Source organism: Siphonobacter sp. SORGH_AS_0500 (genome assembly GCF_031453245.1).
GTDB lineage: Bacteria > Bacteroidota > Bacteroidia > Cytophagales > Spirosomataceae > Siphonobacter.
In genome coordinates, this window is record NZ_JAVIYT010000009.1 from 16,848 (window position 1) to 43,141 (window position 26,294).

21 protein-coding genes and 1 pseudogene are annotated in these 26,294 nt (G+C 39.7%); 8 read left to right on the plus strand and 14 right to left on the minus strand.

Annotated features, from left to right (window positions below):
* Nucleotides 1-298: 298 nt before the first annotated feature.
* Genes arsB through QE357_RS24865 form a run of 4 tightly spaced genes read right to left on the minus strand, consistent with a single transcriptional unit; the run spans nucleotide 299 to nucleotide 2,714 of the window.
* Complete coding sequence (gene arsB, locus QE357_RS24850) at nucleotides 299-1,333, minus strand: ACR3 family arsenite efflux transporter (RefSeq protein WP_309714023.1); 1,035 nt, start codon at nucleotides 1,331-1,333, stop codon at nucleotides 299-301.
* Nucleotides 1,334-1,345: 12 nt separating this feature from the next.
* On the minus strand, nucleotides 1,346-1,759 hold the full coding sequence (locus tag QE357_RS24855) for an arsenate reductase ArsC (RefSeq protein WP_309714025.1): 414 nt from the start codon (nucleotides 1,757-1,759) through the stop codon (nucleotides 1,346-1,348).
* A gap of 12 nt (nucleotides 1,760-1,771) precedes the next feature.
* Nucleotides 1,772-2,329 (minus strand): DUF6428 family protein, encoded by a 558-nt coding sequence (locus tag QE357_RS24860; RefSeq protein ID WP_309714028.1) that lies wholly within the window; start codon nucleotides 2,327-2,329, stop codon nucleotides 1,772-1,774.
* A 55-nt stretch (nucleotides 2,330-2,384) separates the two neighbouring features.
* Nucleotides 2,385-2,714, minus strand: a complete 330-nt coding sequence (locus QE357_RS24865) for a metalloregulator ArsR/SmtB family transcription factor (RefSeq protein ID WP_309714031.1) — start codon at nucleotides 2,712-2,714, stop codon at nucleotides 2,385-2,387.
* Between the two features lie 555 nt (nucleotides 2,715-3,269).
* Between QE357_RS24865 and QE357_RS24870 the strand changes: the two genes are divergently transcribed.
* Nucleotides 3,270-4,358: an acyl-CoA desaturase gene (locus tag QE357_RS24870; RefSeq protein ID WP_309714034.1), complete on the plus strand. Its 1,089-nt coding sequence runs from the start codon at nucleotides 3,270-3,272 to the stop codon at nucleotides 4,356-4,358.
* A gap of 367 nt (nucleotides 4,359-4,725) precedes the next feature.
* Here the strand turns inward: QE357_RS24870 and QE357_RS24875 are convergent, their stop codons facing one another.
* From QE357_RS24875 to QE357_RS24885, 3 genes are all read right to left on the minus strand, one after another.
* Entirely contained in the window at nucleotides 4,726-6,333 is a 1,608-nt protein-coding gene (locus QE357_RS24875) for a Na+/H+ antiporter (RefSeq protein ID WP_309714037.1), read from the minus strand.
* Between the two features lie 63 nt (nucleotides 6,334-6,396).
* Complete coding sequence (locus QE357_RS24880; protein ID WP_309714040.1) at nucleotides 6,397-7,455, minus strand: ketoacyl-ACP synthase III; 1,059 nt, start codon at nucleotides 7,453-7,455, stop codon at nucleotides 6,397-6,399.
* A gap of 2,296 nt (nucleotides 7,456-9,751) precedes the next feature.
* Nucleotides 9,752-10,024 (minus strand): hypothetical protein, encoded by a 273-nt coding sequence (locus tag QE357_RS24885; RefSeq protein ID WP_309714043.1) that lies wholly within the window; start codon nucleotides 10,022-10,024, stop codon nucleotides 9,752-9,754.
* Between the two features lie 566 nt (nucleotides 10,025-10,590).
* On the opposite strand from QE357_RS24885, the gene QE357_RS24890 reads away from it, so the two are divergent.
* Nucleotides 10,591-11,163 carry a hypothetical protein gene (locus QE357_RS24890; RefSeq protein ID WP_309714046.1) on the plus strand — a complete coding sequence of 191 codons (573 nt, stop codon included), beginning with the start codon at nucleotides 10,591-10,593 and terminating at the stop codon, nucleotides 11,161-11,163.
* 308 nt (nucleotides 11,164-11,471) lie between these two features.
* On the opposite strand, the gene QE357_RS24895 is transcribed toward QE357_RS24890, so the two are convergent.
* Nucleotides 11,472-13,688 (minus strand): glycosyltransferase, encoded by a 2,217-nt coding sequence (locus QE357_RS24895; RefSeq protein WP_309714048.1) that lies wholly within the window; start codon nucleotides 13,686-13,688, stop codon nucleotides 11,472-11,474.
* A 212-nt stretch (nucleotides 13,689-13,900) separates the two neighbouring features.
* Nucleotides 13,901-14,236: a hypothetical protein gene (locus QE357_RS24900; RefSeq protein ID WP_309714051.1), complete on the minus strand. Its 336-nt coding sequence runs from the start codon at nucleotides 14,234-14,236 to the stop codon at nucleotides 13,901-13,903.
* Between the two features lie 453 nt (nucleotides 14,237-14,689).
* On the opposite strand from QE357_RS24900, the gene QE357_RS24905 reads away from it, so the two are divergent.
* The 4 genes and pseudogenes from QE357_RS24905 to QE357_RS24920 form a co-directional block, all read left to right on the plus strand.
* Nucleotides 14,690-15,538: a TlpA disulfide reductase family protein gene (locus QE357_RS24905; RefSeq protein WP_309714079.1), complete on the plus strand. Its 849-nt coding sequence runs from the start codon at nucleotides 14,690-14,692 to the stop codon at nucleotides 15,536-15,538.
* Between the two features lie 578 nt (nucleotides 15,539-16,116).
* On the plus strand, nucleotides 16,117-17,763 hold the full coding sequence (locus QE357_RS24910; protein WP_309714053.1) for an RNA-binding domain-containing protein: 1,647 nt from the start codon (nucleotides 16,117-16,119) through the stop codon (nucleotides 17,761-17,763).
* A 1,272-nt stretch (nucleotides 17,764-19,035) separates the two neighbouring features.
* Nucleotides 19,036-19,152: a hypothetical protein gene (locus tag QE357_RS24915; RefSeq protein WP_309714056.1), complete on the plus strand. Its 117-nt coding sequence runs from the start codon at nucleotides 19,036-19,038 to the stop codon at nucleotides 19,150-19,152.
* Nucleotides 19,153-19,367: 215 nt separating this feature from the next.
* Nucleotides 19,368-19,576, plus strand: a pseudogene (locus tag QE357_RS24920) (sterol desaturase family protein); the annotation flags it as partial.
* A gap of 79 nt (nucleotides 19,577-19,655) precedes the next feature.
* Here QE357_RS24920 and QE357_RS24925 read toward each other — a convergent pair.
* The 5 genes from QE357_RS24925 to QE357_RS24945 all read right to left on the minus strand — a co-directional run bounded on the left by QE357_RS24925 (nucleotide 19,656) and on the right by QE357_RS24945 (nucleotide 23,491).
* Nucleotides 19,656-20,057: a DUF983 domain-containing protein gene (locus QE357_RS24925; RefSeq protein WP_309714059.1), complete on the minus strand. Its 402-nt coding sequence runs from the start codon at nucleotides 20,055-20,057 to the stop codon at nucleotides 19,656-19,658.
* A 24-nt stretch (nucleotides 20,058-20,081) separates the two neighbouring features.
* Nucleotides 20,082-20,888 (minus strand): helix-turn-helix transcriptional regulator, encoded by an 807-nt coding sequence (locus QE357_RS24930; RefSeq protein ID WP_309714062.1) that lies wholly within the window; start codon nucleotides 20,886-20,888, stop codon nucleotides 20,082-20,084.
* 502 nt (nucleotides 20,889-21,390) lie between these two features.
* Nucleotides 21,391-21,582, minus strand: a complete 192-nt coding sequence (locus QE357_RS24935; protein WP_309714065.1) for a hypothetical protein — start codon at nucleotides 21,580-21,582, stop codon at nucleotides 21,391-21,393.
* Between the two features lie 517 nt (nucleotides 21,583-22,099).
* Complete coding sequence (locus QE357_RS24940; protein ID WP_309714068.1) at nucleotides 22,100-22,723, minus strand: DsbA family protein; 624 nt, start codon at nucleotides 22,721-22,723, stop codon at nucleotides 22,100-22,102.
* 360 nt (nucleotides 22,724-23,083) lie between these two features.
* Entirely contained in the window at nucleotides 23,084-23,491 is a 408-nt protein-coding gene (locus QE357_RS24945; RefSeq protein ID WP_307144379.1) for an Rrf2 family transcriptional regulator, read from the minus strand.
* Nucleotides 23,492-25,169: 1,678 nt separating this feature from the next.
* Between QE357_RS24945 and QE357_RS24950 the strand changes: the two genes are divergently transcribed.
* The gene (locus tag QE357_RS24950; RefSeq protein ID WP_309714073.1) at nucleotides 25,170-25,730 is read left to right on the plus strand and encodes a DUF4840 domain-containing protein; all 561 of its coding nucleotides are present in this window, start codon (nucleotides 25,170-25,172) and stop codon (nucleotides 25,728-25,730) included.
* Nucleotides 25,731-25,816: 86 nt separating this feature from the next.
* A partial coding sequence (locus tag QE357_RS24955; RefSeq protein ID WP_309714076.1) for a hypothetical protein occupies nucleotides 25,817-26,294 on the plus strand: 478 nt, incomplete at its 3' end.

Here is a 26,294-nt window from a genome sequence, read left to right on the forward strand (position 1 = left end):
TTCAGGTAATTAGCTCTATTTCAATGAGTGATGGGGGGAAACGCCTTTCACTAGAAATCGTTACTTTAATCCACAGTAGTGTTGGTTAGGCAACGACATCTACTGCTTAAATTAGTCTTGAGTATGACCTTATTCGAATTACCGTAGAAAGAATAAAAGAATAGCAGGAAGGTGACTTTTTAAAATTATAAAGATTCGTAAAGGGGATTGTTTGTAAAATGTTACACATGAAAGAAGACATTCAGATGTTGCGTGAATGCCCTCCATTATTTGACTAGCCGTTCATGAAAATTAGACCTTATACCCTGAATGTAGCTTGCTGCCGGCGAGCAAACCCTACCATCAAAATTAACACGGGTACTTCGATCAAGGGTCCAATCACGGCAGCAAAGGCAGCTCCTGAATTGATCCCGAAAACAGCAATAGCTACCGCTATACCTAATTCAAAATTGTTGCCAGCGGCCGTGAATGCCAGTGATGTCGATTTTGAATAGCCAGCTCCCGCTCGTTTAGATAGGTAGAAGGCTGAAAAGAACATGATGGCAAAGTAGACCGTAAGCGGCATAGCAATACGTACCACGTCCAGAGGAATGCTTACCATCAACTGCCCTTTCAAACTAAACATGACTACAATCGTAAACAGTAACGCAATTAAAGTAAGCGGGCTAATGGCAGGCAGGAACTTGGTTTCGTACCATTCCTGACTAAACACCCGGCTTAATACTTCTCTGGAGAAAATACCCAAAAGGAAAGGAATGCCCAGGTACACAAAGACGCTTTGAGCTACTTCACCCATGGTAATAGCTACTTCAAAGCCTTGCAAACCGAATAAGGGAGGTAGCAGGGTTACAAATACATACGCATAGACCGAGTAAAAGAGTACCTGAAAAATACTGTTAAAAGCTACCAGCCCAGCGGCATACACCCGATCTCCTCCGGCCAGATCATTCCAGACGATGACCATCGCAATACAACGGGCAATACCGATCATGATTAAGCCCGTCATGTATTCCGGTTTATCAGCTAGAAACGCGACTGCTAACCCAAACATTAATACCGGCCCAATAATCCAGTTTTGCACGAGCGATAAAAGCAAGATCCGGGTGTTCTCAAACACGAGGGGCAATTCCCGATAGCGAACTTTTGCCAGTGGCGGATACATCATTAGGATCAAGCCAATGGCTAAGGGGATATTCGTTGAGCCTGAACTAAACTGATTGACGAAGGCAGGGGCATCCGGGAAAAAGTAACCCAGCGATACGCCTATGAGCATCGCCAGGAAAATCCAGAGCGTCAAATAACGATCCAGAAAAGAAAGCCGTTTTTCTTGCATTCCGAATTGCCTCTAAGCAGGCACGTTTTGATTGATAAATTTCTGGCTAAATTGCTTGATTTCATCCCGTACCCGCCGAAAAGACGTTACCAAATCTTCCCCTTCTGTATGTCCCGGATCAGAAAAGCTTTGATGAATCATTTGCCCCGCGGATGGAAAATAGGGGCACTGCTCCCGGGCGTTATCACAGACGGTAATGACGTAGTCAAAGGCCATTCCGGTGTACTCATCGACATGATTAGACGTGTGATGGGAAATATCAATTCCATCTTCAGCCATGACCTGGATAGCAACCGGGTTTACTCCTTTGGGATCTACTCCGGCACTGTAGACCTGAGCCCGGTCTCCGGCAAAGTGTTGCAGATAGCCTTCGGCCAATTGGCTGCGGGCTGAATTGCCCGTACATAATACCAGAATCTTTTTCATAAGAAAGAATGGTTAACAACCAAGAGAACCGGGTGTACAGGTAGCACCTTCGGCTACGATTTCTAACGCTGTTTTTTCGGCAACAGGGGCACAGCACGCCGAATCCGATGCTGTTATGCCACAAGCTTCGTTACGGCTCAGGGCTTTGCATTGCGTATAGTCAGGTACGAGGTGAACAATAAAGTCTTCTGAGGAAGTGGAAAACTCACCGGGATATAGTTGGCGGGTGTCGAACCTGGCATTACCAAACTCAATTTTCACTACGGCTAAAGGATTCAGGGGCAGGGATTTTTCAACGAGGTTAATAATCTCAAGGGCTTTGCTCACTCTCATGGAACGCTCTGCCTCCCTGACGGGTGGTTCCCAGAGCTGTACGATAACTTCCGTCCAGCTGTTCATCTTTCCCCCACAATCAACGGATATAATGGGAGCCTGCTTGATCTCCGTAATGTGAAACGACGCATCCACGTGTTGCCCGGGTTGGTACTCAAAGGCCAGGTGTAGGTCTGGATTTGCTTCCAGCGTACTTTTAAACGCCTGCCAGATCATAGGACTGATTTGATTGGCCATAGTGATTATTGGTTTATTGTAATATTACGATAGATATATTCAAAAAAAAGCAGCACTACTTGCAGCAGGAAACTTCGGTATTGGTTTCTAATAAGCTTCCAAAGGCTTGTTTGGCTTCTTGCCAGACCGCTGGGTTAATGCAATAGCAGACGCGGGGGGGATTGATTTCTCCCTGAATGATGCCAATGCGTTTGAGTTCCTTGAGATGCTGCGAAACGGTAGCTTGAGCCAGATCTAATTCATCGACCAGATCTCCACACACACACGCTTTTTTAGCCGCCAGCATTTGTAGGATAGCCACGCGAGCAGGATGTGAAAAGGCTTTAGCCAAATCCGCAATCCGGTTTTGGTCGGCAGTGAAACGCTCCGTTTTAGTAACTCCCATGAGACAAAGTTAAATAAATGAATGTTAATCGTAATAGTACGATAACTATTTCTATTAACTTAGAAACATAGATCCTATACTTTAGAGTTATTAGTACACGTTGAGTCCGAATAGAAATTCAGTCATCCGATTTTAACCTTATCTGGTAAAGAAGTATTGAAAGAGTAAGAATACCTGCCTTTAAGGCTAATACATTTTTTATTAGTTATTGAAAATGAACTAACTACCTTGGGCATAGGTTTTACAAGAACAAGAGGGGTCTATTCATAACAGAGCCTTTTAAAAGTACTCCATTTTACTTTCTCACACTGCCTCGCTTTTGGGTTAGCCCCCTGATTCGGTTCGGTTTTACCAACGATCATGACTACATCCAAACGATTCCATTCTCCTGCTGCTTTTTTAGTCCTGGTTTCTTCGTTTTCGCTGGCGATAGTCTCTTTCTGCTAGCGATCGTTTACGCTATCGCTTCTGGTATTCACCACTAAAGCCTGCGGCTTTGCTTCCAGGCGTCTTTTGGACTTATGCTATACTTACCACAGTACCAACCCTTTTTCTATGAACCATCAACTCAGGTTTACCAACGTCTCCCAATCGCAATTTTTTGCTACGCTGCGGGAGCGAACAGATACTTATTTTAAAAAGCAGGCTCTTTCCCCGCATGCCAATCCTGCCATGTGGCTTAAGGCGGGCCTGTTTCTGGGTGGCTTTCTGCTGCTTTACGGACTTCTACTGTCTAATCAATTTGGCCCCTGGACCATGCTGGGTTTCTGCGTAGGCCTTGGCCTGTTTGCCGCTTTTATTGGATTTAACGTTTCTCACGATGCCCTGCACGGAGCCTTTTCATCCAAAGTCTGGATTAATCGGTGGTTAGGGAAGAGTTTCTATCTCATGGGGGCTAATCCCTACGTCTGGAAAATGACGCATAATGTTGTTCATCATACCTACACCAACATCCCCGGCCACGATGAAGACATTGAAATTGCACCGGGCTTAATCCGGCTTGATTCCGATGAACCCCTTCGTTCCTGGCAACGCTACCAGCATGTTTATGCTTTTGGTTTGTATTCACTGGCTTCGCTTTCATGGGTTTTCCGAAAGGACTATCTGAAGTTTTTCAAAGCTAAAATCGGGCAAAAGGAGAATACCGGTCATCCCAAAAGCGAATACATAAACCTGTTTGCCGGTAAATTCATCTACTATTTCTGTCTACTGGTATTACCCTACCTAATCCTTGACTTAAGCTGGTGGCAGGTGGGTATTGGCTTTCTGGCTATGCACCTGACGGAAGGCATCGTACTGGGGCTGGTCTTTCAGCTTGCTCACGTAGTGGAAGGGACGGCTTTTCCTACGCCTACCCAACAGGGCGATATCGAAGAAGCCTGGGCGGTTCATCAGCTGCGAACGACGGCTAATTTTGCTCCTCATTCCAAGGTAGCGGCGTTTTTCCTGGGCGGTCTGAATCGTCAGATTGAACACCATTTGTTTCCCAAAGTATGCCATATTCACTACCCAGCCCTGACGGCAATCGTGAAGCAGACGGCGGCTGACTTTAATTTACCCTATCTGGAAAACCGAAGCTTTTTATCGGCCTTACGCTCTCATTATCGCTTGTTAAAAATTCAGGGTCAGCCCGCTCTTGTGTAATGGAGCAGGCCTCGCCTGATCTGGTACCGTTTTCACACTTTATACTTCTGATTATGACGCATTTGCTGTTTGCTCTGCTAAATCAAGTTCTTTTGTTTCTTAAAACCGCCGACTGGACGGATCTTAAACAACGAAGTTTTCGACCCGTGATCGTACCGGATTTAATTAGAGTAAACTGGAACGAGGAATCAGTACCGGGTCTCGTACATCTTATCCCTGGATCCCTACTATTCAGTTTATGGGACGCGATGCCCCTTTACAAAGATTACCTAACTACGCATGGCTTCGATGACCTATAGAGACTCATCGAAGCCATGCGTAGTTAAGTGCAGATAACTGTATTATTTATACGTCATACGTATAAAGGCTAATGACGCGACCAGCGAGCCTGTTCGTAGTCAAGCTCTTTTTCTTTAGCCCGAAGAATCTCATCATCAAATCGATTCTGTTTTTGGATTCTCCTCAAGCCCCGCCTCCGGACTTCAATGAGTTCAAGCATGATTTTTCGATACAGATCCTGAACCGTTCGTAAGCCAGAGCCCTGATCCCTGGATTGTAACGTCTTTTGCGTAATCAAAAGATACGAATCAAGCTGAGCTTTAATTCGCTCAATGGCTTCGTATTGCTCTATTTCGGAACTATAATGCGTTTCCAGATGCTCCAGGGAGAGTTGATTGAGTTCCAGACGAAGGGATTCCATTTGCTTTTGAGCAGGAATCTGCTCAGCAGTTTCTTTAATGCCCAGCCATTTAATCACGAGCGGTAAGGTAAGCCCCTGTAACACCAGTGTGATTAGAATGATAACGAACGTAAGGAACAGAATCAGATTTCGATGCGGGAATGTCTCGCCCCCCTCTGCTAACGTCAAAGGTATAGCCAGGGCTGAAGCCAGCGACACTACGCCCCGCATACCAGCCCAGCCAATGAGAAAAGAAAACTTCAATCCAGGGTGAGGCTCTAATGAGGACGGGCTGGCCGAAAGCCATTGGGCGGCAAAAAAGGAAAGATACACCAAAACGATACGAATGATTATCACCAGAGCACTCATCAGTAAAGAATAATAAATGACCTGCCCTACTGTGTAATCCTGTAGCCCCTGGATAATCAGCGGTAACTGAAGACCGATGATGGTAAATACAAATCCATTCAGGAGGAAACCAACCGTTGCCCAAACCTCCCGGGTTTGCTGGCGGGTTTGGTAATTGAGAAAGGTACTCGAACGAGCCGATAGTAGCAAGCCCCCACTGACGACTGCCATCACGCCTGACCAGTGAAAGTGCTCGGCCGCTACGTACATGAGATACGGAGCGATTAGGGTAATGGGCGTAATGATACGAGAGGTACCACCCCAATACCGCATGATCAGGTAAAGGATATAGGCTATACTTACCCCGACGCCTACTCCCATCAAGGAAAGAATTACGAAATCAGCGACTGCCTCGTGAAAGGTAAAACTCCCCGTTAACAGAGCCGCCAGAGCAAAGCGGAAAATGGTTAGCGAAGCCGCGTCATTAACTAAACTTTCGCCTTCCAGAATCGTCTGTGCTCGCTTGGGTACATCCAGTCCCCGCAAGACGGAAGTAGCCGCAATGGCATCGGGCGGTGAGATAATGCCCCCCAGTAAAAAACCCAAAGACAAGGTAAATCCAGGAATTAGAGCTACAGAAAAATAGGCAATGGCCAGTGAAGTAACCAGTACCAGGCCAAACCCTAAACTCAGGATGGATCTTTTCCACCTCCAGAGCTGCTGCCAGGAAGATTCCCAGGCGGCTTCAAAAAGTAAGGGAGGTAAAAATATTAAAAATACCAGATCCGGCTCAATGATCAGGGCTGGGATTGCCGGAATAAAACTGATACCCAGACCTCCGATTACTAAAAATATGGGATAAGCGATCTTCAGGCGTTGACTCACCATGTAAAGCAAGGCCATGATGAAAAAAAGAGTGATGATCAGTAATAAGTTTTCATGAATCATAGCGTAAAATTAAAGTCCCTGAAAAGAGAGGGTCCAGCAAAGTTTCTGGTGTAAAGGCATCGTTCATAGCTGATAGACCACGGCATTGATGTGCATGCCTGCCCCCACGGAAGCCAACAGAATAAGATCATTGGGATGTAGCTGATAGTGCTCTAGTTCACCCGTAAGAACCTGATGAAGCAGCGTAGGGATGGTAGCCACTGAGCTATTCCCCATCCAGCTGATATTCATGGGCATAACATAATCCGGAGGCGTTTTCCCGTACAAGGTATAGAACTCCCGGAGAATGGCTTCGTCCATTTTCTCATTGGCCTGATGAATAAAAATCATTTTTAATTCATCAATGGATCTTCCGCTCTCATCCAGGCATTTTTTCATGGCCGGAGGTACTTCCCGAAGGGCATATTCATAAACCTTATGGCCTTTCATTTTAATAAACAAGGGAGACTCTTCTGAACCATCGTTTGCTTGCTGAGAATAAATAAAAGAAGCTTCGGTTTGCGTATCCGAGCGGGCGATACTGTTCAAAAAACCACGCTTAGAATCCGTTTTAGTTAGAATACAGGCTCCAGCTCCATCAGCAAAAATCATAGCATCCCGATCACTCGCATCGATCACGCGGGAAAGGGTCTCCGTTCCGATCACTAAAATGCTCGAAGCTACTCCACTGCGAATAGCCTGATCAGCCTGCATCAGAGCCAAGAGCCAGCTCGGGCAACCGAAAATAAGATCATAGGCAATGCAATAAGGGTTTTTAATTCCCAAGCCCTGCTTCATACGGGCGGCCAGAGACGGAACCTGATCCCGGGGAGCCCCATTATGGGCCATATCTCCGTAATTATGAGCGACAATGATTTGATCCAGCTTTTCGGGGTTGATCTGAGCTTGGTCAAGAGCCTGTCTGGCAGCCTCCAGTCCCATCAGAGAGGCGGTCATGCCCGCAGCCGCATAACGGCGTTGCTGAATACCCGTGATGGCCGCAAATTTTCTGATGGTCGTTTCAGTGGGATGAGATACCGGGGTTTGATCAGGGTTATAAAATTGGGAAGAAAGAAAATCTTCATTCGGAATTGCAAGCGTCGGAATGTAGGCACCAGTGCCCGTAATCAGGGATTGAATCATAGAAAAATATCTCTTGAACCCTTAAAGCAATAGGCAGCAGGAGCGTGAAAGGTAAGTAGTGAGAAAAAGGAAGTTCGATTCTTCAAACGTTCACACAGGTCGAACGTAATACTAATTAAATTAAGCTCTTCAGACTTAGCTTAGATACAATAAAACCTATGTAGATGAAAGATAATAAATATACACCATAAAACCTAACATGTTGCTATAGAAATGGATAGGTTCATAGCTATTGGTATTTTACTGGTTATGATTTGTCTGCTACATGTTTAATAAAACTAATTCACAGCCTATTCTACACATTTTTCTAAGACCTCACTAACGCCAATGCTTCGACCGTACGCTTTGGCAGTAGGCTTGCCAGGTGAATCACCTGTCCTTTTTTTAAGTAATGAAATCATAATCGCTAAAGCAATCTGTAATTGCGGCCTTTTCCATTGTTTGAAATTCTCGTTACTGGCCATCTGCTTTAGAAGTACTTTCAGGTGTCACGTGCGTGCCAATACATCTATCCTGGTTGAATACTCTTCATTATTTTGGATCTATTGCCTAAAATGTCCTAATAAGTATTTTCTTTGATTGAAAAGAAAATAAAAATACAGTTGAATAGATAAAAGCATTACCCAGCCTACAAAAGGATCCAGAAAAGCAGACCCATGATCAATTATGCTGTGGTTCGATTCGAGAGTGGAAGAACTCAAGGATAGCCATAGAATAAGAATTATTAACGATATCCACTATACGTTACTTCCTTTTCACTGATCCATCTATCGATGATTGGATAAGTCAAGTCATGGACTTAAAGCATCTTCAGAAAGATAGATGAACCTTAAAAGATAGTTATAGAAAGTAGGCTCTGTCTGATTCAAAAGCGAATCAGGCAGGCTTCTGTGCAACGTTACCAATCTAAAGGGCTTGCTTCACTACTAATAAAGTAACCAATGCAGTCTTTGATGAACCATTGTCTTCCCTCAAGTAAGTAGGTATCTTCTTATTCAAGGCTATATCCTGACCTACAAACTCGCGTATGTTTTTGATTTGCTATAAAATATACTCCGTTTGGGGTTCTGGTATACGGACCCCATTCAGGTTAAAATAAGTTTTTACCTCATAAGCATGGTTGCTATACTCCAACTCTGGAGATTTGCTGCTCCATTGTTTACGCAACTAAAATGTCATTCACATAGGCCTGACAGGGGGCATCTCAAATGCAAAGGTTGGTGTTCATCTGTTTCGAAATTTTTCTCATCGCCCAGATACACGTAAGTAGTGATTATATCTTAGATTCTTCTTTGGTTTGTAACGCTTCTATAGTCTGGAAGTTGCTTACTGGTAATTTAAAAGTGAGTGTAAGAAACGATCGATAGCCTTCGTAATTAAATTCACGTAAATCCCTGACAAAAAGGCTAATGCTAAGCTATTACTAGTGAGAACTAGGTAGACGAGATCATTTACTAATAAAGCGAAGCTTCGGCATAAGAGTTACCATTAATAAGTTATTTTCAAAAACGTTTTAGCTCCGTCGGAGGAAAATCAAACTGTACCTGAGGGATTGCCAAGCAAAATGTACCCTGGATAGCCTGCTCATGTACAGTTAAGCTTCTTAATGGCTCAGCGGACACTTCGATGCTTCGATGAAAGGTGATGCGTTCCTTATCGATTTGATAACAGGCTACTAAAGCAATGAATCAGGAGCGAAAAGGTGTAGAAAAGCATCAACTAACCTTTATATAAGAGAAGCATACCTATTAATTGAATATACATTAAGTAAATACCCAGGAAGCTCAAAACACAATGGCAACTCCGAGTGCTTGAAGAAAAGGATACTGCACAGGACTGACTCAATCTACTTAACTTAAAAAAAACATTATTGTAAAAAATATTTTAAAGCTAAAAATAATACCTTGCATACCTCAATAAATACTGGATCATTATATTAGAATAAAATAGGCTCTTTTGGACATAAAATTTATAGTAGTGTATGTTTCTGATATAGAATTGATATTTAAAATGTATTCGTGGTAATAATTAAGGTAGAAAACAGTTGATAAAATTAATCTAAGTCAAATAAAGATACCTTAATTGATAAAAAATTAGTCAATATAAAACTCCCGATGGTTTGCAACACATCGGGAGCAATAATGGCCATTCTGATTACTCCATTCCGCCAAATGGTAAAACAGATATGAAAGATAGTGTTAAATTTGAACTGTTTACAGATTATTTATTAAATAGATAATTTAAGACTAATATTAGATAAGATTATTGCAAAGGTGTTTATATCTAGCTACAGATATTATCTATTTAAAGAAATTCCGCAAATAATTTCCTGAGAACATTTACCTTGTAAGTACTCGATTGCGGCTACGGCAATGGCTCGCCCTCGTACCGTTTTTAAGTGTTCAAATCCTATGAATTTTTCTCTCCTTTCCTTTAAGATCGTAACCGCTTCAGTAAACCCTTCTTTTTGCGAAAAATTGAAAGGCTCTTCTATATTAGAATCGTCCAACATAAGCTGTAATCGATTTATGGCGGTTTGTATTTCTAACGAACTGGTTTTTTTGCTCATAAGATTAAATATTTATCTAGTATAATTTATTAAAAATGCGAGCAAATGAATAAGGAACGGAATTCTTCAGACTATTTTATTCATATGAATTATTTCATACTATTTACCTTCTTTATTGAAATTGATTTATGTCCTGAAATTTAAAACAGGAAGAAAGCATAAATACACCTATTAAATATTTTTATTTTACTTATAATGATAGGTATTTACACTGATTATTATCTAAAGTCACACAACAGCACCGCCAAACTATTTATTAATCTATAATCAAACTTATTAACGTTCAAATATGTTTAATTATAGTAACGACTTTTAATAAAGTTAAACTTTTTTTAAAAAATATTCCATTCTGAAATTCGCTTATTTGAGTGATTATAATAATTATAATTGATAAATATCAATTATAATTATTAACTACTTATATTTCGTTTTTCTTTTGCTTACAAGCGTAATTTAAATATCTTTTGAACCTTACCTCTTACATTGTCTTCATTTCAGTAAAATAATTATTAAGTTCTGTCATCATTTTTATTATAACTCCATTATGCTGTTTATAAAGATATCTCATGAAAAATAAACTCGAGTTTACTTATAATCCAAAATCGGTAGTGCTTACAAGAGTAGAACAATTAGGCCAAACCTTTTATAAAGAAAAAAGGCTTTCATTAACTGCCAATCATGCTTTCCCTCCTTTGCTTTTACTAGCTCGATTAAAAAAATTGATAGAAAAGCCTTCATTTAAAGTTGGTTCTTTAGAAGAAAGGTTTTGGAAAAAAGATTTTGCAGAAATGATTATTCTTACAGACAATCTATTAATGAAGGCTAGTAATGCAGGACATCGCATTGACTTCATAAAGGGGGTTGGAGTAGGTGGGAAAGTTCAAGACATTACTTCACTAGTGGCTTGGATGCGAAAACAACTATCAGAATTAGAGTCTGAGCTAATAGGTGGCTCCTCTACAAGCCGTTTAAATCGGTATTACAATGCTGGTACTGGGTATTTTGAAAATGGAGCTTTTTTTACAGTTGAATATGACGACGAATTGGGATTTTTCATTGATGATCAACGAATTTATTTAAATCAACAGATCAAAAGAGTATTGAGAGAATTAGAAATATTATTTCATTCTCCCTCTTAAGCTAGAAGAAAGGCATTGCTTTTAAAATTAGTGATTCATTAGGCTTAATTTTTACAATTAAGTAACTTATATCTACAAACTTTATTTAAATAATTATGTTTTATATGTAAAACATAAGGTTATATCAGTACTTGTAATGATTAAATATTTGTGCCTTTAGCACTATTATTCTGTAATCTACAACTCCATTTACTTATAAATACTAAAGAGTATTATTAGAATTAGTTATACTAAATGAATTCCTCTATTGTAATAAATATTTCCTTAATCATAAGGAGACTTTCTTAATGTGATTCAAGATAGATCTATTAGCTTTTCATGCAAAGTCGAGCCATAAGATAACTCACCGTCGATTCGGCTCCTTGGTTCAAATTAATTTGAAATTCTTCTAGACCATCATAACATCCACCGGTGCAGGAATTGTAGATAATTTGCTGCAAATGATTGTTACCTAAAAACCAGCTAAAAGCCGTTCGCATTTTTGTATCGTAACCTTCTTGCGGATATATTTCGTTGAATCGGGCTAAAGCCAATACCGTGTATGCTACATCAATAGGTTGTTCGCCATAGGGGGCGGCGTGTCCTCCTTTCATAAGCCATTGCTGATTTGAAATAACCTTAATTTGATGATTAGTAAACGTCTGGTCTAGCAGAAAATCAAATGATTCTTTGGCAATAGATTGATAGTTGGTGTTACCTGTTTGCAGAAATGCACATAACATAGCATCGGGTAAGACACTATTCCCATAGGTAAGGTAGCTTTCAAACCAGTTCCAATTGACTTCAGCCTCATGCCTATACATGCGTTCCAGGCGATTGGCTAAGGTTTCTAATAAGGTTAAGTGTTGAAGCGACTGAACTGAATCCAAATAATAATACATACCTTTAATAGCGAAAGCCATTGCCCGAGTAGAATAAATGCTATTCCAATAGGAAGTAGCCTTTTCAAATAATAGTTTAGCTCGTGCCAGCATCAACGGTGGCAGTAAACTTGCTTTCGATACCATAAATCCCAAGGACCACAAAGCTCTGCCATTGGCATCTTCTAAATTTGTTTCCCAGTTCTGAGCCGTAAAGTTTCCATGTTTATCCACATAATTGAGAAAATATCCTTCTTCCTTCCAGCAATATTCAATAAAAGATAAATAAATTTCTACATAGGATAAGTCTATACTATCTAGGGTTAGTTCATAATGCATACATAAAGCTACCAAGGCCCGGGCATTGTCATCCAACGTATAACCCGTTTCGAGATCAGGCTGATTGTTTTGGGCGAATTGAACCATGCCTTTGTGGGTACTCAATTTTTTAAAATGATAAAGTTCTATATCAGGCAAATCATAATGAAGAGGTATACTGGGTGAATGAAGACTAGAAAAAAGTTTAGCGTAGGCAATGGCGATATTCTCCCAGCACGTTGAAGCCATCTTCTGTAAAACTTTCTCATGCATGGTTTCTTGAAGTGCTTTATTATTTAACAGACTACTGACTTCTTCAGCTAATTGAGCAGAATTCTGAAATTCAATGATAACGCCTGCACCGTTTGATAGTACCTCCAAGGCATAAGGAACAGGGGTCGAAATGATTGGACGACCATAACTCATCGCGTAAGCAAAAGTATCTTTTGCTATTTGATTAGTATTTTGTGAAGTAAATATACAAATATCGCATAGCTGGATGTAATCTAGTAAATCATTTAAGGGCAGGCAATCATCAATAAAACGAACGTAATGACCCAGTTTTAACTCTTTTATCAAAGCTTTAAGCAAACTTCGGTACTGTTCTCCTTGGGCTCTAAGAACACTTGGATGTGTCTTGCCAATAATTAAAAAACAAACGTTTGGATTAGTTTGAATGACTGTAGGCAAGGCTCTTAAAGTCATTTCGATACTTTTATCTGGACTCAGCAAACCCAATGAAGCCAATACCTTTCGATTAGACAGACCAAGCGTCCGCTTAAGTTCTTGTCGATCTTTATAATGAACCAAGTGAGTACCATAAGGTATAATTTCAATTAAATTGAATTCCACTCCATACTGTTGTTGCAATAACTGAGCAGAATGATAAGTCAGTACCACTATTTTACTAACGGCATGTTTTATACGCCTTACCCATTCAAGCTCGTCTGATTCAGGCTCCGATAGAACAGTATGAAAAACCAGAATAATAGGCTTATTTATTTTCTCTATAAGACTAAAAAAAGCCTCTTTAGATCCTACAGGAAATAAACCAAATTCATACTGAATGAGAATAATTTTAATTTTAGTATCTTCATTAATAGCTTCGGCTAAAGATTGGAATTTTTCAATATTATTTACATTCAACTGAAAAATAACTTCTGGAGGATATACGTGAATGGTATTTTCAGTTTTCAAAGCACATACTTTTGAAGAATACGTATGGCCAAACTTATTAGCTACAGTATTTAATAAGTTTTTAGAATACTTAGCAACACTATCTTCCTCAGTCAGATACGAAGAGAGCGTTAAAATTTCATGGGTAAGAGAGGTATTAGAAAGAAACATGGAAGGGATATGAATGCGTAGTTTAAAAATGCTTGAGACTAGGCTATGAAAATTATGAAGTGCTTGATACCTAATTTTTATACTCGAAATACAGATCTTTCCTGATAGTAAAGCTATCAATTTAATAAGATACGAGGGATATCTTTATTTTAAAAAGATACCGATACCTAATTACTGTATATTGTTTGATATAATTACTGTTTGTAAAAATATTAATAAGGGTGTATATTTTTAATTTCATAGGTTACTCGGCCTTTATTATCCTGTCCAGTAACATAACAATGAATCAATTCAAACAATTGAACTCCTGGAAATTCTTTTGCAAATGTAGCAATTACTTCCTGAATAGATTGAGAAGAAAAATTACCGGAAGAAAAACGCTTATTTTCTAAATCAGCATAGCGGCTAACAGCTTTGGCAGGAATATATTTTGCTCTAATGATTAAAGAAGTATGCCCAATCGGATGTTCTTTAAAACGATAATATTCAAAATAATCATCCCATTGTTTAATTTGTTCTTTTTTGCTTAGACGTGATTGCTCTTTCATAGAATATATATATATATTATGTAATAGTACTATTGTTATAATTTTCATTTTATGAAAGTTAGGATTAATAATTGATACTTACTAATTAAAATGCAAATAAAATCTATAATATTTTATCTTATCATTGAACAACTATTCTTATAATAGATCACAAGCAATAGGGGTATCAATATACCCTATCGAGCTAGATTTAGGCTTTAATAGTTAACTATAATAGTAAGAGACCGCGGTCATATAAATTTCCAAAATTAATTATAATCTTGTCTGGGCTTCCGTATCTTAGCAATTGCATATATTATTATTTCTCATATTTATCACTAAAAACCTCAAATTACCTTGTAACTATGAAATTTTCATAGCTACATATCATCTCACTTTTAACCTTGGAATTTCTTATCCGAGGATGCACTCTCGCCGGCCTGTTGTGCCCACTACTCGACCAGAACCCGCTTGATGGGGCATTTGGTGGCGGTGGAAGCCCGCGAGTTATCCCAAGAAGCCATCACCACGCTCCTGCATGCCAAAGACCTGCAGGCTCCCGCCATCGTCGATCATTTCTACTATCCCAGGCTAGTGGATGCCGTTGAAGAACAGCTGATTGTCAATCAGGCCCCTTTCGTTCGGGGAACGGATGGCGAGAGCCGGGATTACCGAGTCATGTTTGATCAAACCCGCCGCTCGGATCTGTTTTCAACGCCGGCTAAAGACTACCTGTTAACCAAACAAATCCACCGGATCTATTCCACGTTTGCACTGGAAGATTTCAGGAAATATTATCAGATCTATGAAAAAGAAGTCAGGGATCAGGATCTGCTCGCTCGAAGTTACAACGATTTTTCCCTGGAGTTTAACAGCAGCCGACAAGATATTACCTCCGTTGCTTTGCTGGAGGAGTCCGGTGCGAAGGCTAAGCTGGAGCAGGTTCTTGAGAAGCACGCCGGTAAGATCGTCTACGTGGACTTCTGGGCGAGCTGGTGCATGCCGTGCCGGGCGGCCATGAAAGCGTCCCAGGAGCTACGCCAGTCACTTTCCAAGGAGAAAGTGGTATTTGTCTACCTGTCCATTGATGATAACAAGACGTCCTGGCAGAAAGCCAGCGTCAAAGAAAAGCTGAGTGACTACCCCGAAAACTACCTCATTGTCAACCCCCGGACATCGGCCTTTTTAAAGAAAGCCAAGCTCGAGGCCATTCCCCGGTACATGATCTTCGATAAATCGGGTCGGCTGATGTATCCGAATGCTCCACGGGTGGAAGGCAAGGACATTGATCTGCTGTTGACTCAACTCGCCCGAAAACCGTAACGATTCAGCCCCCCCAAAAGGGGGGCTTTTGAGGAGTAGTTAGCTGAGTACGGTCTCAAAACACCACTTTTGGTGCAGAAATCCATTCTTATAACTCTGTCCGTATTCTTTCTTCCGAGTAACCATGCAAAACCTATTTCAGAAAAATACCGATGAGTATGCCTTGAAATCCATATGCTGCTAGTCTGACAAAGTATAGTGGTTCCTTATGTTAGCATTAAGGTTAACCTTTTACCGATGTACCTTTAAAGCATGTAAAATAATCCTTTATTCATTTACTATTTCTTTACCCTTCAGACCATTTTCATAAGCCGGACGTTCGAGCCGTTCTGGCAATTAAGGGTATGCGTAATTTTTTTCTTTGCGTTACTGCTGAACGTCTTATAAGGGTTCGTTTGTAAAATGCCATAGGATTTTTTGTCATTTCTCTTCTCTTATATTGGACATTTTTAAGAAATACGGTTTTTAGCCTAACTATTGAGTAGCGATTTTATCAATTGTAGATCCATTCATTTTCGAAATGAATGTAAAAAACTTGGAAAAAGAACTTATTTTCAAGTTTCTATTTTAACACCTCCATGAGCTTACCTATTGATTTTGAAAGTCTTATTAACCATACTTCGGTCGAGTCAGACCGCGTTGAGTTCAAAGAAGGCTGGAATCCGAATGCCATTTACCGCAGTATCTGTGCCTTTGCTAATGACTTTGATAACCTTGGAGGGGGGTACATCATCGTGGGGATTGAGGAAAAGGATGGCATTGCTCAGCGTCCGGTGAAGGGACTGCCATTGGAGCAATTGGATAAGATTCAACGGGAAATGATCGGATTCAATCAACTAATTCGGCCCGAATATTACCCCAGGCTATTCATTGAAGATGTAGATCAAAAGAAGCTATTGGTGATCTGGATACCGGGAAGCTCTAACCGGCCTCACCAGGTACCAGAAGTCATTACCGATAAGCAAAAGACCTTTCACTACTATATTCGAAAGTATGCTAATTCCGTCAAAGCTTCTCTGCCCGAGCAGCAGGAACTCATTAGTTTGGCCAATCAGGTACCTTTCGATGATCGCCCGAATACGCAGGCCAGCTTGGAAGATATTTCTTTGTTCTGGATCAGAGAGTACTTGCAGCAAACGAATAGCCGGCTCTTGGATAACCTGGAACAAACTGCCAAGCGGGATTTACTCCAGCAAATGGCTTTGCTTTCTGGACCCCTTGAACAAGAATTCCCTCGCAACGTCTCCTTGATGCTTTTCTCGGAGCGGCCAGATCGGTTCTTTCCTTATACCTATATCGAAGTAGTCCGGTACACACAGGGCCCCGCCGATCGAGACTTTACAGAAACTCGTTTTACTGGACCCGTTCACCATCAGATCAGGCAACTCACCGATTACCTGATTTCACAGGTCCTTTTAGAAAAAGTGATTAAACTCGAATCCCAGGCAGAATCGATTCGAGTTTTCAATTACCCCTTGATTGCTTTACAAGAAGCCATTGCTAACTGCATTTTCCACCGGGATTATCAGGTAAGAGAACCCATTAAGGTATTTATCCATCCAGATAAGATTATACTTTTTAATTCGGGAGGGCCTGATCGGTCTGTAAAGCTGGATGATCTACGCCTTGGACACCCCAGACCAAAACGCTATCGGAATCGAAGATTGGGCGATTTCCTGAAAGCCTTGCGATTGACGGAAGGCCATGCCACGGGTATAGCTTTGATCATGAAAACCTTAAAGCAGAACGGCTCCCCAGTGGCTGAATTTGATATAGATGACGAGCGTACGTACTTCGAAGTCACCTTTCCCATACACCCTGAGTTTGTCAAGGGGGAAGAAAGGCCTTTCTTCAATTTTAGAACGCCAAAAACGAGTAGATTTCTAAAGTATTTATCAGAACAAGTTCTTGCTTTTGAAGAAGCACCTTTATCTAAGGAACAAATAAAAACCTATCAGTCAATCATAGAGAACCTAGAACCTTCTTCGCTTGCCATTATTTCAGCCATGGCTAATAATCCCCCAATGAAAAGAAAAGAGGTTTTAGAAAGGATTGGCTTGAGTAATCAAACCAAAAATGCGGAGCGGTACTTAGAACCCTTGATTCTACTGAAAGTAGTTAGCCCAGTCATTAAAACAAGGCCTAACAGCCCTTTACAGCGGTATATGCTTACCGAAAGGGGACAAAATATGGCTCGTTGGCTAGCGGAAGAGAATCAAAAGTAACTAAGTAGTAACTAAGCAGCAACTAAGCTTGCCTACTAAGGTAGAAGATGCAACGGACTATTGTATACCCCTAAAAGAGCTTGACAGTGAATCTTTAAAATCAAGAAAGTCAACTCTATACTAAATCGTAAGAAAAGTTTAAAAGATGCTGCTTTTCGTTGGCGACTAATTGAAGCGTACCGAATCGGTTTAATCAGCGAAAACCAGATTTTGAAGCACACTAAAATTTGTCGAACTTGTCTTCGTGGTTGGAATCGAGCCTACCAGTACTATCGGCGGCGACGCTACGATCCTCAATCAATCATGAACAAGGAAAAAGATGAGATAGCCCTGCTCCAGAAGCAGTTAGCGGATACTCAGAAGTTACTTAAGTATGAACGACTCAAGTCTGAGTCGTTGGAGACATTGTCGAAAAGACGGGGTCGCCCGTGCGACTCAAAATTCCCATCCGAAAAAAGTCTGGGCCGCACGGCGTACCGTCCAAGCAGTAGATTATATGAGTTTGCATCACCCTTTAGTAAGCATGCAGACACTATGTAGCCTGCTGTGACGACAGTCCGATTGGGATGAGTCGGCAAGCTTGGTATGAGCGAAAGAATCGGCAAGAAAAATGCGAACTTCATCAAGCTCTATTATTAGATGAGGTCAGAAAAATCAGATTAGAACTACCCTGCGTTGGTGTTGAGATCTTACATCATCAGCTCAAAGAGTTCCGAAAGCTCCACGGGATAAAAATAGGCCGATATAAGCTTAATAAGTTATTGATAGTCAGCTGATTAATTAAAAATCGGCGGAAATCATATATTAAAACCACTTGGTCTCATCATCACTTCTACAAGTATCCTAACTTGATAAAAGAATTGAAAGTAAATGAACCTAATCGGTTATGGACGGTCCGCCGCTGCGGTTAGTGACATAACGTATATTCCTTTACTAAAAGGCTTCGCCTATCTGAGCTTAGTAACGGACGCGTACTCAAGAAAAATTGTAGACTGGACTTATATCCGTCTTTGCAACTGGAAGGCCTTTAGCTGCTTTAAAAATGCTTTAAAAGTAAAGACTGGTGCAAGCTTAATCCATCATCGCTCCGGCGACCCGGTCAGATCGAGGGTTACAGTACTGTAGTTATCAGTATACTGACTTACTAAAACAAGCAAATATTACCATCAGCATGACTCAGCAAGGAGACCCCTACGAGAATGCAGTAGCTGAGCGAGTCAATCGTACAGTAAAGGAAGATGGCTGCTTAATCGGACTTTTTTTAACTTCGAAATGGCCCAGAAAGCGGTTGAGAAAGCCATTGAAAGTTACAATCACTTCCGCCCACACCGTAGCTGTGTATATCCTACCGCACCGGCGTGCCCGGTCCTAATCCAGCTCATCGAATGAAAGGTGAGCTACCTAAAAAATGGCGGGTTCGTAAATCCTATAAACAAGAAATTAGTCAATATTTTAAAGCGAGTTTACCTATTTAATTTGATACCAAAACTGTCAACTATTTTTAGTGTAATACATACCTTTCCAACGAAAGGAAATGTCATAGGGTCTCTTTTATTGAAACACCAACGGTCTATATAGGCTATGAAAAGTTCATTTGGAAAAGCTTTATCTTATTAGGGGAAGCCGCTTATGCTTTTTTCCTGGCTCCCTAGCAGGCTATGCTGGTTACTTGTTTGTATACTTTATTGTGCATGCCTATAAACCTCCCAGAAATGTATTTAAATGGTTGTGGATCTATCACGCCATTCACCATTATAAAAACGATACACTTAACTATGGGGTTTCTTCTCCGCTGTGGAACTATATTTTTTAAACGTATTCTTCCAAAGGATAAAAAAATAAAAGGCACTCCATTTAGATGGAATACCTTTTATCTTTTAGATGGGAATGGCTTAAACTTCCTTCTCTCTGGGAATAATACGAGGTTTTTCTTCGTATTCAATTCCAGAAAATAGATAGATATAAATGACTCTGGAAATTCTAAAATTAAAAGGCATTAATGCTAACATTAAACCGATGGAAACGCCAATGTAAGCAAAAGCAGAAGGGTCGCCAAAGAAGTTATAAAGCACAATGGCTGTAGCCAGTACAATTCCGACTGAAAGGGCGTAGCTCACATAAGTAGCTCCAATAAAAAAACCCGGTTCGCTTTCATACCGCTGTCCACAGTGGGGACAAAAGGTATACATCTGATCAAACTTTTTTAATTTCCAAAAGGGATACTTAAACATGTTACCATGCCGGCAATGGGGGCACTTAGCCAGGAGCATGCCTTGTAATGGACTTCTTTTCATAGGCGTATATGGAGCTTAATATCACTAAGAATTCCGTTTCCGAAATTCCTCTGGAGTGATTTTCGTGTATTTTTTAAAGAACTTCGTGAAGTAAGAATTATCACTGAAATTTAAAGCATAAGAAATCTCCGAAATATTCATTCCGAAGTTGATGAGGAGGCGTTTAGCTTCTAATAGAATTCGATTGCGAATCAACTCTCCTGCCTGCATTCCTAAGTGTTCCTTACAAAGAGCATTTAAATGATTAGGCGTTACAAAAAGTAACTTAGCGTATTCCATGGGAAGACGCATGGTCAGAAAGTTTTTGTCAATGAGCTTTTGATAGTTTTTTAAAATGATGTAGTTATAATTAGTTACAGAAAGCGTAGACTTAGCCGCCGTATACGATTCAATAGAGAAAAAGATGTCTAAAAGTAGTGTTCTCAATCGATCTACACGTGGCAAGGATGTATGATTATGTTGTGAAAGGAGTTGCTCAAATCGGCTAACCAAAGATTCATGAATAGCTTCGGGCAAATTAATGACGCTTTCCTGGGCTATGCCGCTAAAAAATGAAAACGTTTCCAGGTAATCGGGTCGTAAGAGAAAGGATTGAAAAAAGGCACTGGAAAAATTCACCACGTAGCCATCTACCTCACTCGTAAAATCCCAGGAATGAACCTGGCCTGGAATCATAAAATAAATCTGGAAAGGCTGAACCATAAAACTTTCAAAGTCAATGGCATGGCTACCCGCTCCTTTCGTAAAAAGAATAAGATGGTAAAAATCATGACGATGCAGGAGTCGTAAATTCTTATGTTCTTGGAGGTATTCATCGAACCTCTGGATCAAAAAATCCTCTGGCCGGTATTAGGTCAGGGAATGAATGTTAATCATCGGAATCCTGGCAGCAGTAGATGAATGTTTCATAAAGCAGTCTCTTCCTGATTGATTAGTCGGGCTTGCCCGGTTTGATAGGCTTTAATACAACCCAGACATTGCTTGATCGTTATTTCCAGTTGATGAAGATCACTAAGATCTCCCCATATATGCCGTACTGACACTGATAACCACGGCTCCAGCCTCAAATCAGCTTTCTATACTGGCCTGATTCGGCTGGAAATAGCTTTACGATTTCCGCTCCGGCCTGCTGAGCCTGATAAATTTCTGTGAATGTACCCACGCCCGGAATCTAGGGTAGGCACGCCTTCTTACATACTACAGCCTACGGATGGATTATAAAATGGGACCTACAATAAAATCTGCTCCTGCGTGAATAAATTTTTCTGCCGTGGCTGGATCATAGATCGTGTCTGCCCCCAATGATAGATCGGGCAAATGCATGTATATATAGCTACCTACGTAAAGCCACGAAAAGTGTATAGGCATTCTCACCCCGATTAGCAAACTCAAAGATGCGGATTCCAGCTGTGTAGCAACTACGTAGCACCTGCACACAGGTTGATAGATCGAGATTATAAAACAGCGTCACCAAGCCCGTTTCCCCTACATAATTTATGGTTTCATCGTACAAATGTCTAATCATCGCTTGAGTTAGTTGTTACGCTCGAAGCTTTTTCATAGGAGAAACAGACTCAGTAACTTCGTTTCGGTATCCTGTTCCCCATACTAGTGAAGATGAAGGGATACTCCCTTATTAATTCTCACGTAGATATTAGCAGTCCAAAAGTAAGTGAGATTCCTTAGGGTTATAAAGTATAGATTCGCGATTTTATGGTACTAATTACCGATCCCTACTTAGCTCCATTCGTTTTTAGCAAAAGCAGTGCTGATAGACCTTGTAAGTCTTGGCATGAAAATTCTATCACACTTGAACATTCTGAGTACTTGATAGACGCTTCACAGCAGGGGGAGTAAGTTTGCATATGTCATGATCATGTATCCTTTCATGTTGGAAACTGTAAGCTGAATTACTGGTGTATATCGGTTTTATGCTGATTCAGGATGGCGAAAAAAATTAGCTTATCAGGTATCGCTCTAGACGAATATAAAGAATACAAACAGCCCTTCTTTCCAAGGTTAAGGGCTGTTTATTTCTACTCTTACTTTAAAAGGCTTACTACCCGTGCTTTTAGTTCTTCATAAGGAAGGTACCCCTGTTCAAGTAGGTACAGTTGGTCGTCCTTTTCAGCCAACATCGTCGGATAAGAACGGGCATAACTAGCTGCCTTTTTAAATACGTCCTGCGTCATTTGCTTGAATTCGTTTGTTTTGAAGAAATTTAAAAATTGGTTTTCATTGATTTGAAGCTTTGCAAGTATCTCTATGTAGGTTGAATCCAGATTATAGTCTTTGCCATGAAGAAATCTTGCTTTTAGCACTTCTACCGCAAAGGGCATGATTTGATTCGGAGCAATCATGCTTACCGTCACAATGGCTTTTGAGGGTATTTCACTATCTAATACCACGTCATGGCGATTCTTTATGAAGTCCAGGTAAGCGGATCCAAATAATACGCCCGTATGATGAGTAATGGAGGCATCATGCTTTAAAAAGTAATTCATCATGGCCGTAGACTGGATGCGAGTATTTGCTCCCGACCACATGCCACCTGGCAGTACTTCAAATTCTACCTGCTCTTTGAAATCTTCAAATAAACGTACGGTATTGTCGATATTTCCATAGCACCAACCACAGATTGGGTCCATGACATAAATGATTTTCATTTTTCAGACTTTTGTTTAAGTGCATGTCGTGGTGAACGACTTCACATGTGATTTAACACTGTAATAGGCTACAGTGAAACGGCAGCCCATATACTGGAGATTTTCGATCTCATCGACGGCCAGGTCTTCTATCTAAAAATACTTCCACCTTTAGCATTATAGACCGGAGTACCTAATCCGAGAGTATCCTTTTCTTTCGCCGCAAGTACCTTGATACATTTCAATGGCTGGACTCAAAAAGGTCCAATCCAACTCTTGCTTGTTTTCTAATCATTCAGGCACCAATTGATGCAACTTTCATCATCATATTTTTAATTGTGTTTACTGTAATAATAATTATTACAGTATTGGGTAAAAAAATTAACTAAACTTTTTACTGAAATCTTCGACTGTAATTTTTCCGATCTGTTTCAAAAAAGCAGCATCGGCCGAGGCAAACAAATCGGTCAGATGAGTATTGATTTGTTTACCAATGGGGCAATCAGGATTAGGCGTGTTGGATCGTCCGAGCACAGAGGATATGTTTATTGACCGATACACCTCAGATAAGGGAATTTTCGAAGCAGGTTTGCCTAAGCAATACCCTCCCCCTTTACCTTCTTTACTCTCTACAAAGCCATACGCCCGAAGATTGCGGATCTCTTTTCGAACCACAGCCGGGTTAATATTGATACTATTCGCGATAAATTCAGACGAAAGTAATTGCTCCTTATTAAGTTGAAGCAGGGTAAGTATATGTAACGCTGTAGCAAACCTTACGTTATTCATAACTGTAATATTTTTTATTACAGTACAAAGTTAGGTGATTTTTATGTAATAGTTGATTCCATAGGTTAATTAAGTTGAAAACCCCAATCGTGAGTAAGTATTCCCGATTGGAAGTAAACATGCCTGCGTAGAAGTGACTTTGTACAAAATCAGTTGAACAATCTAAAATTAAATGATTGAATAGATTTTTATCTCATAACTGTGCCAGACCAAAGGGTGAATAAAGGGGGTCAGACGTTGCCCTGTAAAGGTTTGTTTACCTAACGATCAAAGAAATGGCTCAAAAAGTAGTCCAAAAATCTATTAACAATTACAATCACCTCCGGTTACACCGTAGCTGTGAATATCTAACCGCACCGGCAGCCTGGTACTGCTCAAGCTCATCGAATAAAAGTTAACTACCTAAAAATAAGAAACTTATGAATCTTTGAAGCAAAAAGATAGTCAATACTCTGAAACGAATTTACCTGTTTAATTTGCCCCAAGATTGTCAACTATTTTTAGTATGATACGGTAGCGACTCAAATACGTTGATAAGCAAAAAAGAACTGGTCTCTTGATCAAGGTAGTCATTGTAAGCTAGGGCGGCTACGCTACCAGGAATCCGAAGTTCACTGATTTTAACCTGATTCCTTGCAGTTGAGGGAAGGGATACGAAGTGGGTTGTCCAAAAAACGAAAGCAACGATTTGACCACTGAAATGATCCTCCGCCACCATAACCACCACGATTGTTTTTTCTGCCTACGAAGATCTGGCTTACATCGACTTTCAGAATGATATTTCGATTCTTAAAAACAGGATTGCTAGAATGACGTGGCACTTTCTAAATGGCTAATTTCAGCACGCAAGCGGTATCGCAAACTCCGCTGCCATTGAGTACTAGTTTACTAATACGGTTTCTACATGTGGATTGTGAGCTTGATCCCACAATCGCAGATGCCATATCATTTAATAAGAATACTTTGACCACGATGCTGACAAGCATTGCTTTTAAAACGATTACATGGATATTAATTCAACACATTTGTCCCTCTACTGCATCCCGCAAACTAATAATATTCCATAAAATACATTTGAGATCCATTTAAAACAAGCACTTTATTCCCTTTAGTTCATTGAAATGCTATTACACGTAGACTTGGGCCAATATATACTTACCTAGTGCTTTTAGTTAGAGCCATGCCTCTCTCAATAAAAGATCTAATCATTAAATAAAAAGTCTTGCAAAATATTATGAATTGATGTTCGAAGAAACTATACGTAAGCTAATTCATTAATAGGAAAATAGATTATATATTAAAAATACAAACAAACTGTAGTTAAGACAAACATTTAGGCTCAAATAATAAGTAAAGATATAATATCTATACATACAAATAGTATATTCTTAAGATCGACTAACAAATCTTCTTTAAAGCATAGCTATCCAGTAGTTAAATCTAGGTTAACTATTTAAAAATAATCTATTGTAACGTGTAAAATGAGTGAGCTGATGGGCCAAATATTAAAAATTCCACACAAAGGATCCTGCATAAATAAATTTATAATTTACTGATTATCAGGTCATTAATTATTTATTTGAAAAAAATATTTTTTTTTATGCAAGATATCGTTCATGAAAGTATTTACAATCAAACAAACAAATTATATACATCTTATCTTAATTAAAAGAGAAACATGAAAACGTTGCCATTGTACAAAACCTTATTTACCTTATTAACGCTTGTCGGATTATTCTTTACTTCTTGTAAAAAGGATGATGGCTTTTACATCAATCCTGGTGATACTAAAGTTGTAGTAGGAGAATATTCGGGAAGTGTAAGTGTACAAGGTAAATCGCCTCAAGCAACATCCATAACTATCAATGATACTACTATGATCCTCAAAGATGTTCCAATGTTTGAAATCATTGCTTCGGTTATTAAAGATACGAATAAGGCTCAGGATGCTGTAAATAAAATAGGTAAGCAAAATCTTGAGATTGAATATACCAGTATTCTTGACGAAAACAAGAACATTGAATTTATTAATTCTCCTAAAAATATAACTTTCGATATGCAAGAGGATGGGAAGACTAAAAAAGTGGTTGTAAGTTATAAAACAAAGGACTTACCCGTTTACAATACAAAAACCAAAAACTTGAATTTTGATATGGAAACTTCTCAAATAACTGTAGACGGTCAGGTGATGAATAGTGCTTCTATAAAGTTTACCTATACTAATCTGATTAAAAAATAAGACAGTTTAGGCATTGCAAGATCGTAAGTTAGAACCCTTGTAATAATCAAGTTCATTGCACTCGTAAACATTTAATTAATAAAACCATGAAACCAAAAAAAGTATTAGGTCAATCTATTGTAATAATGGCAGTAGTTATGACTTGTTTAAGTCTAGAAGTGTATGCATCAGTGGAAAGAACTGTAAGTAACAGATCTTTTAGAGCAACATTACTGATGCTTAGTGATGTCAAAACTAATACTCCAATTCCTTACCGCGTAGCGAAACATTATTTTGCAAAAAACAATGTAAATCATAGCGAATATAAGAAAATTGATAATCAAACTGAATTTGATAATCTTTTTGGCTCAGCAACTACTATGCATGAGACACCAACGAAGATTAATTTTAGCAAACAATCTATTTTAGCTTTAGTAGGGAAAGAAACGGCGTATGATACTGAACTAATTCCTGAATCGGTAATAAAATTAAGTAATGGTGATGTTCAGGTAAGCTATAGAAAAAAGGTAAGTAAAGTAAAACAAACCAGTACAAGTATACCAGTGTTACTATTAGTTGTTGACA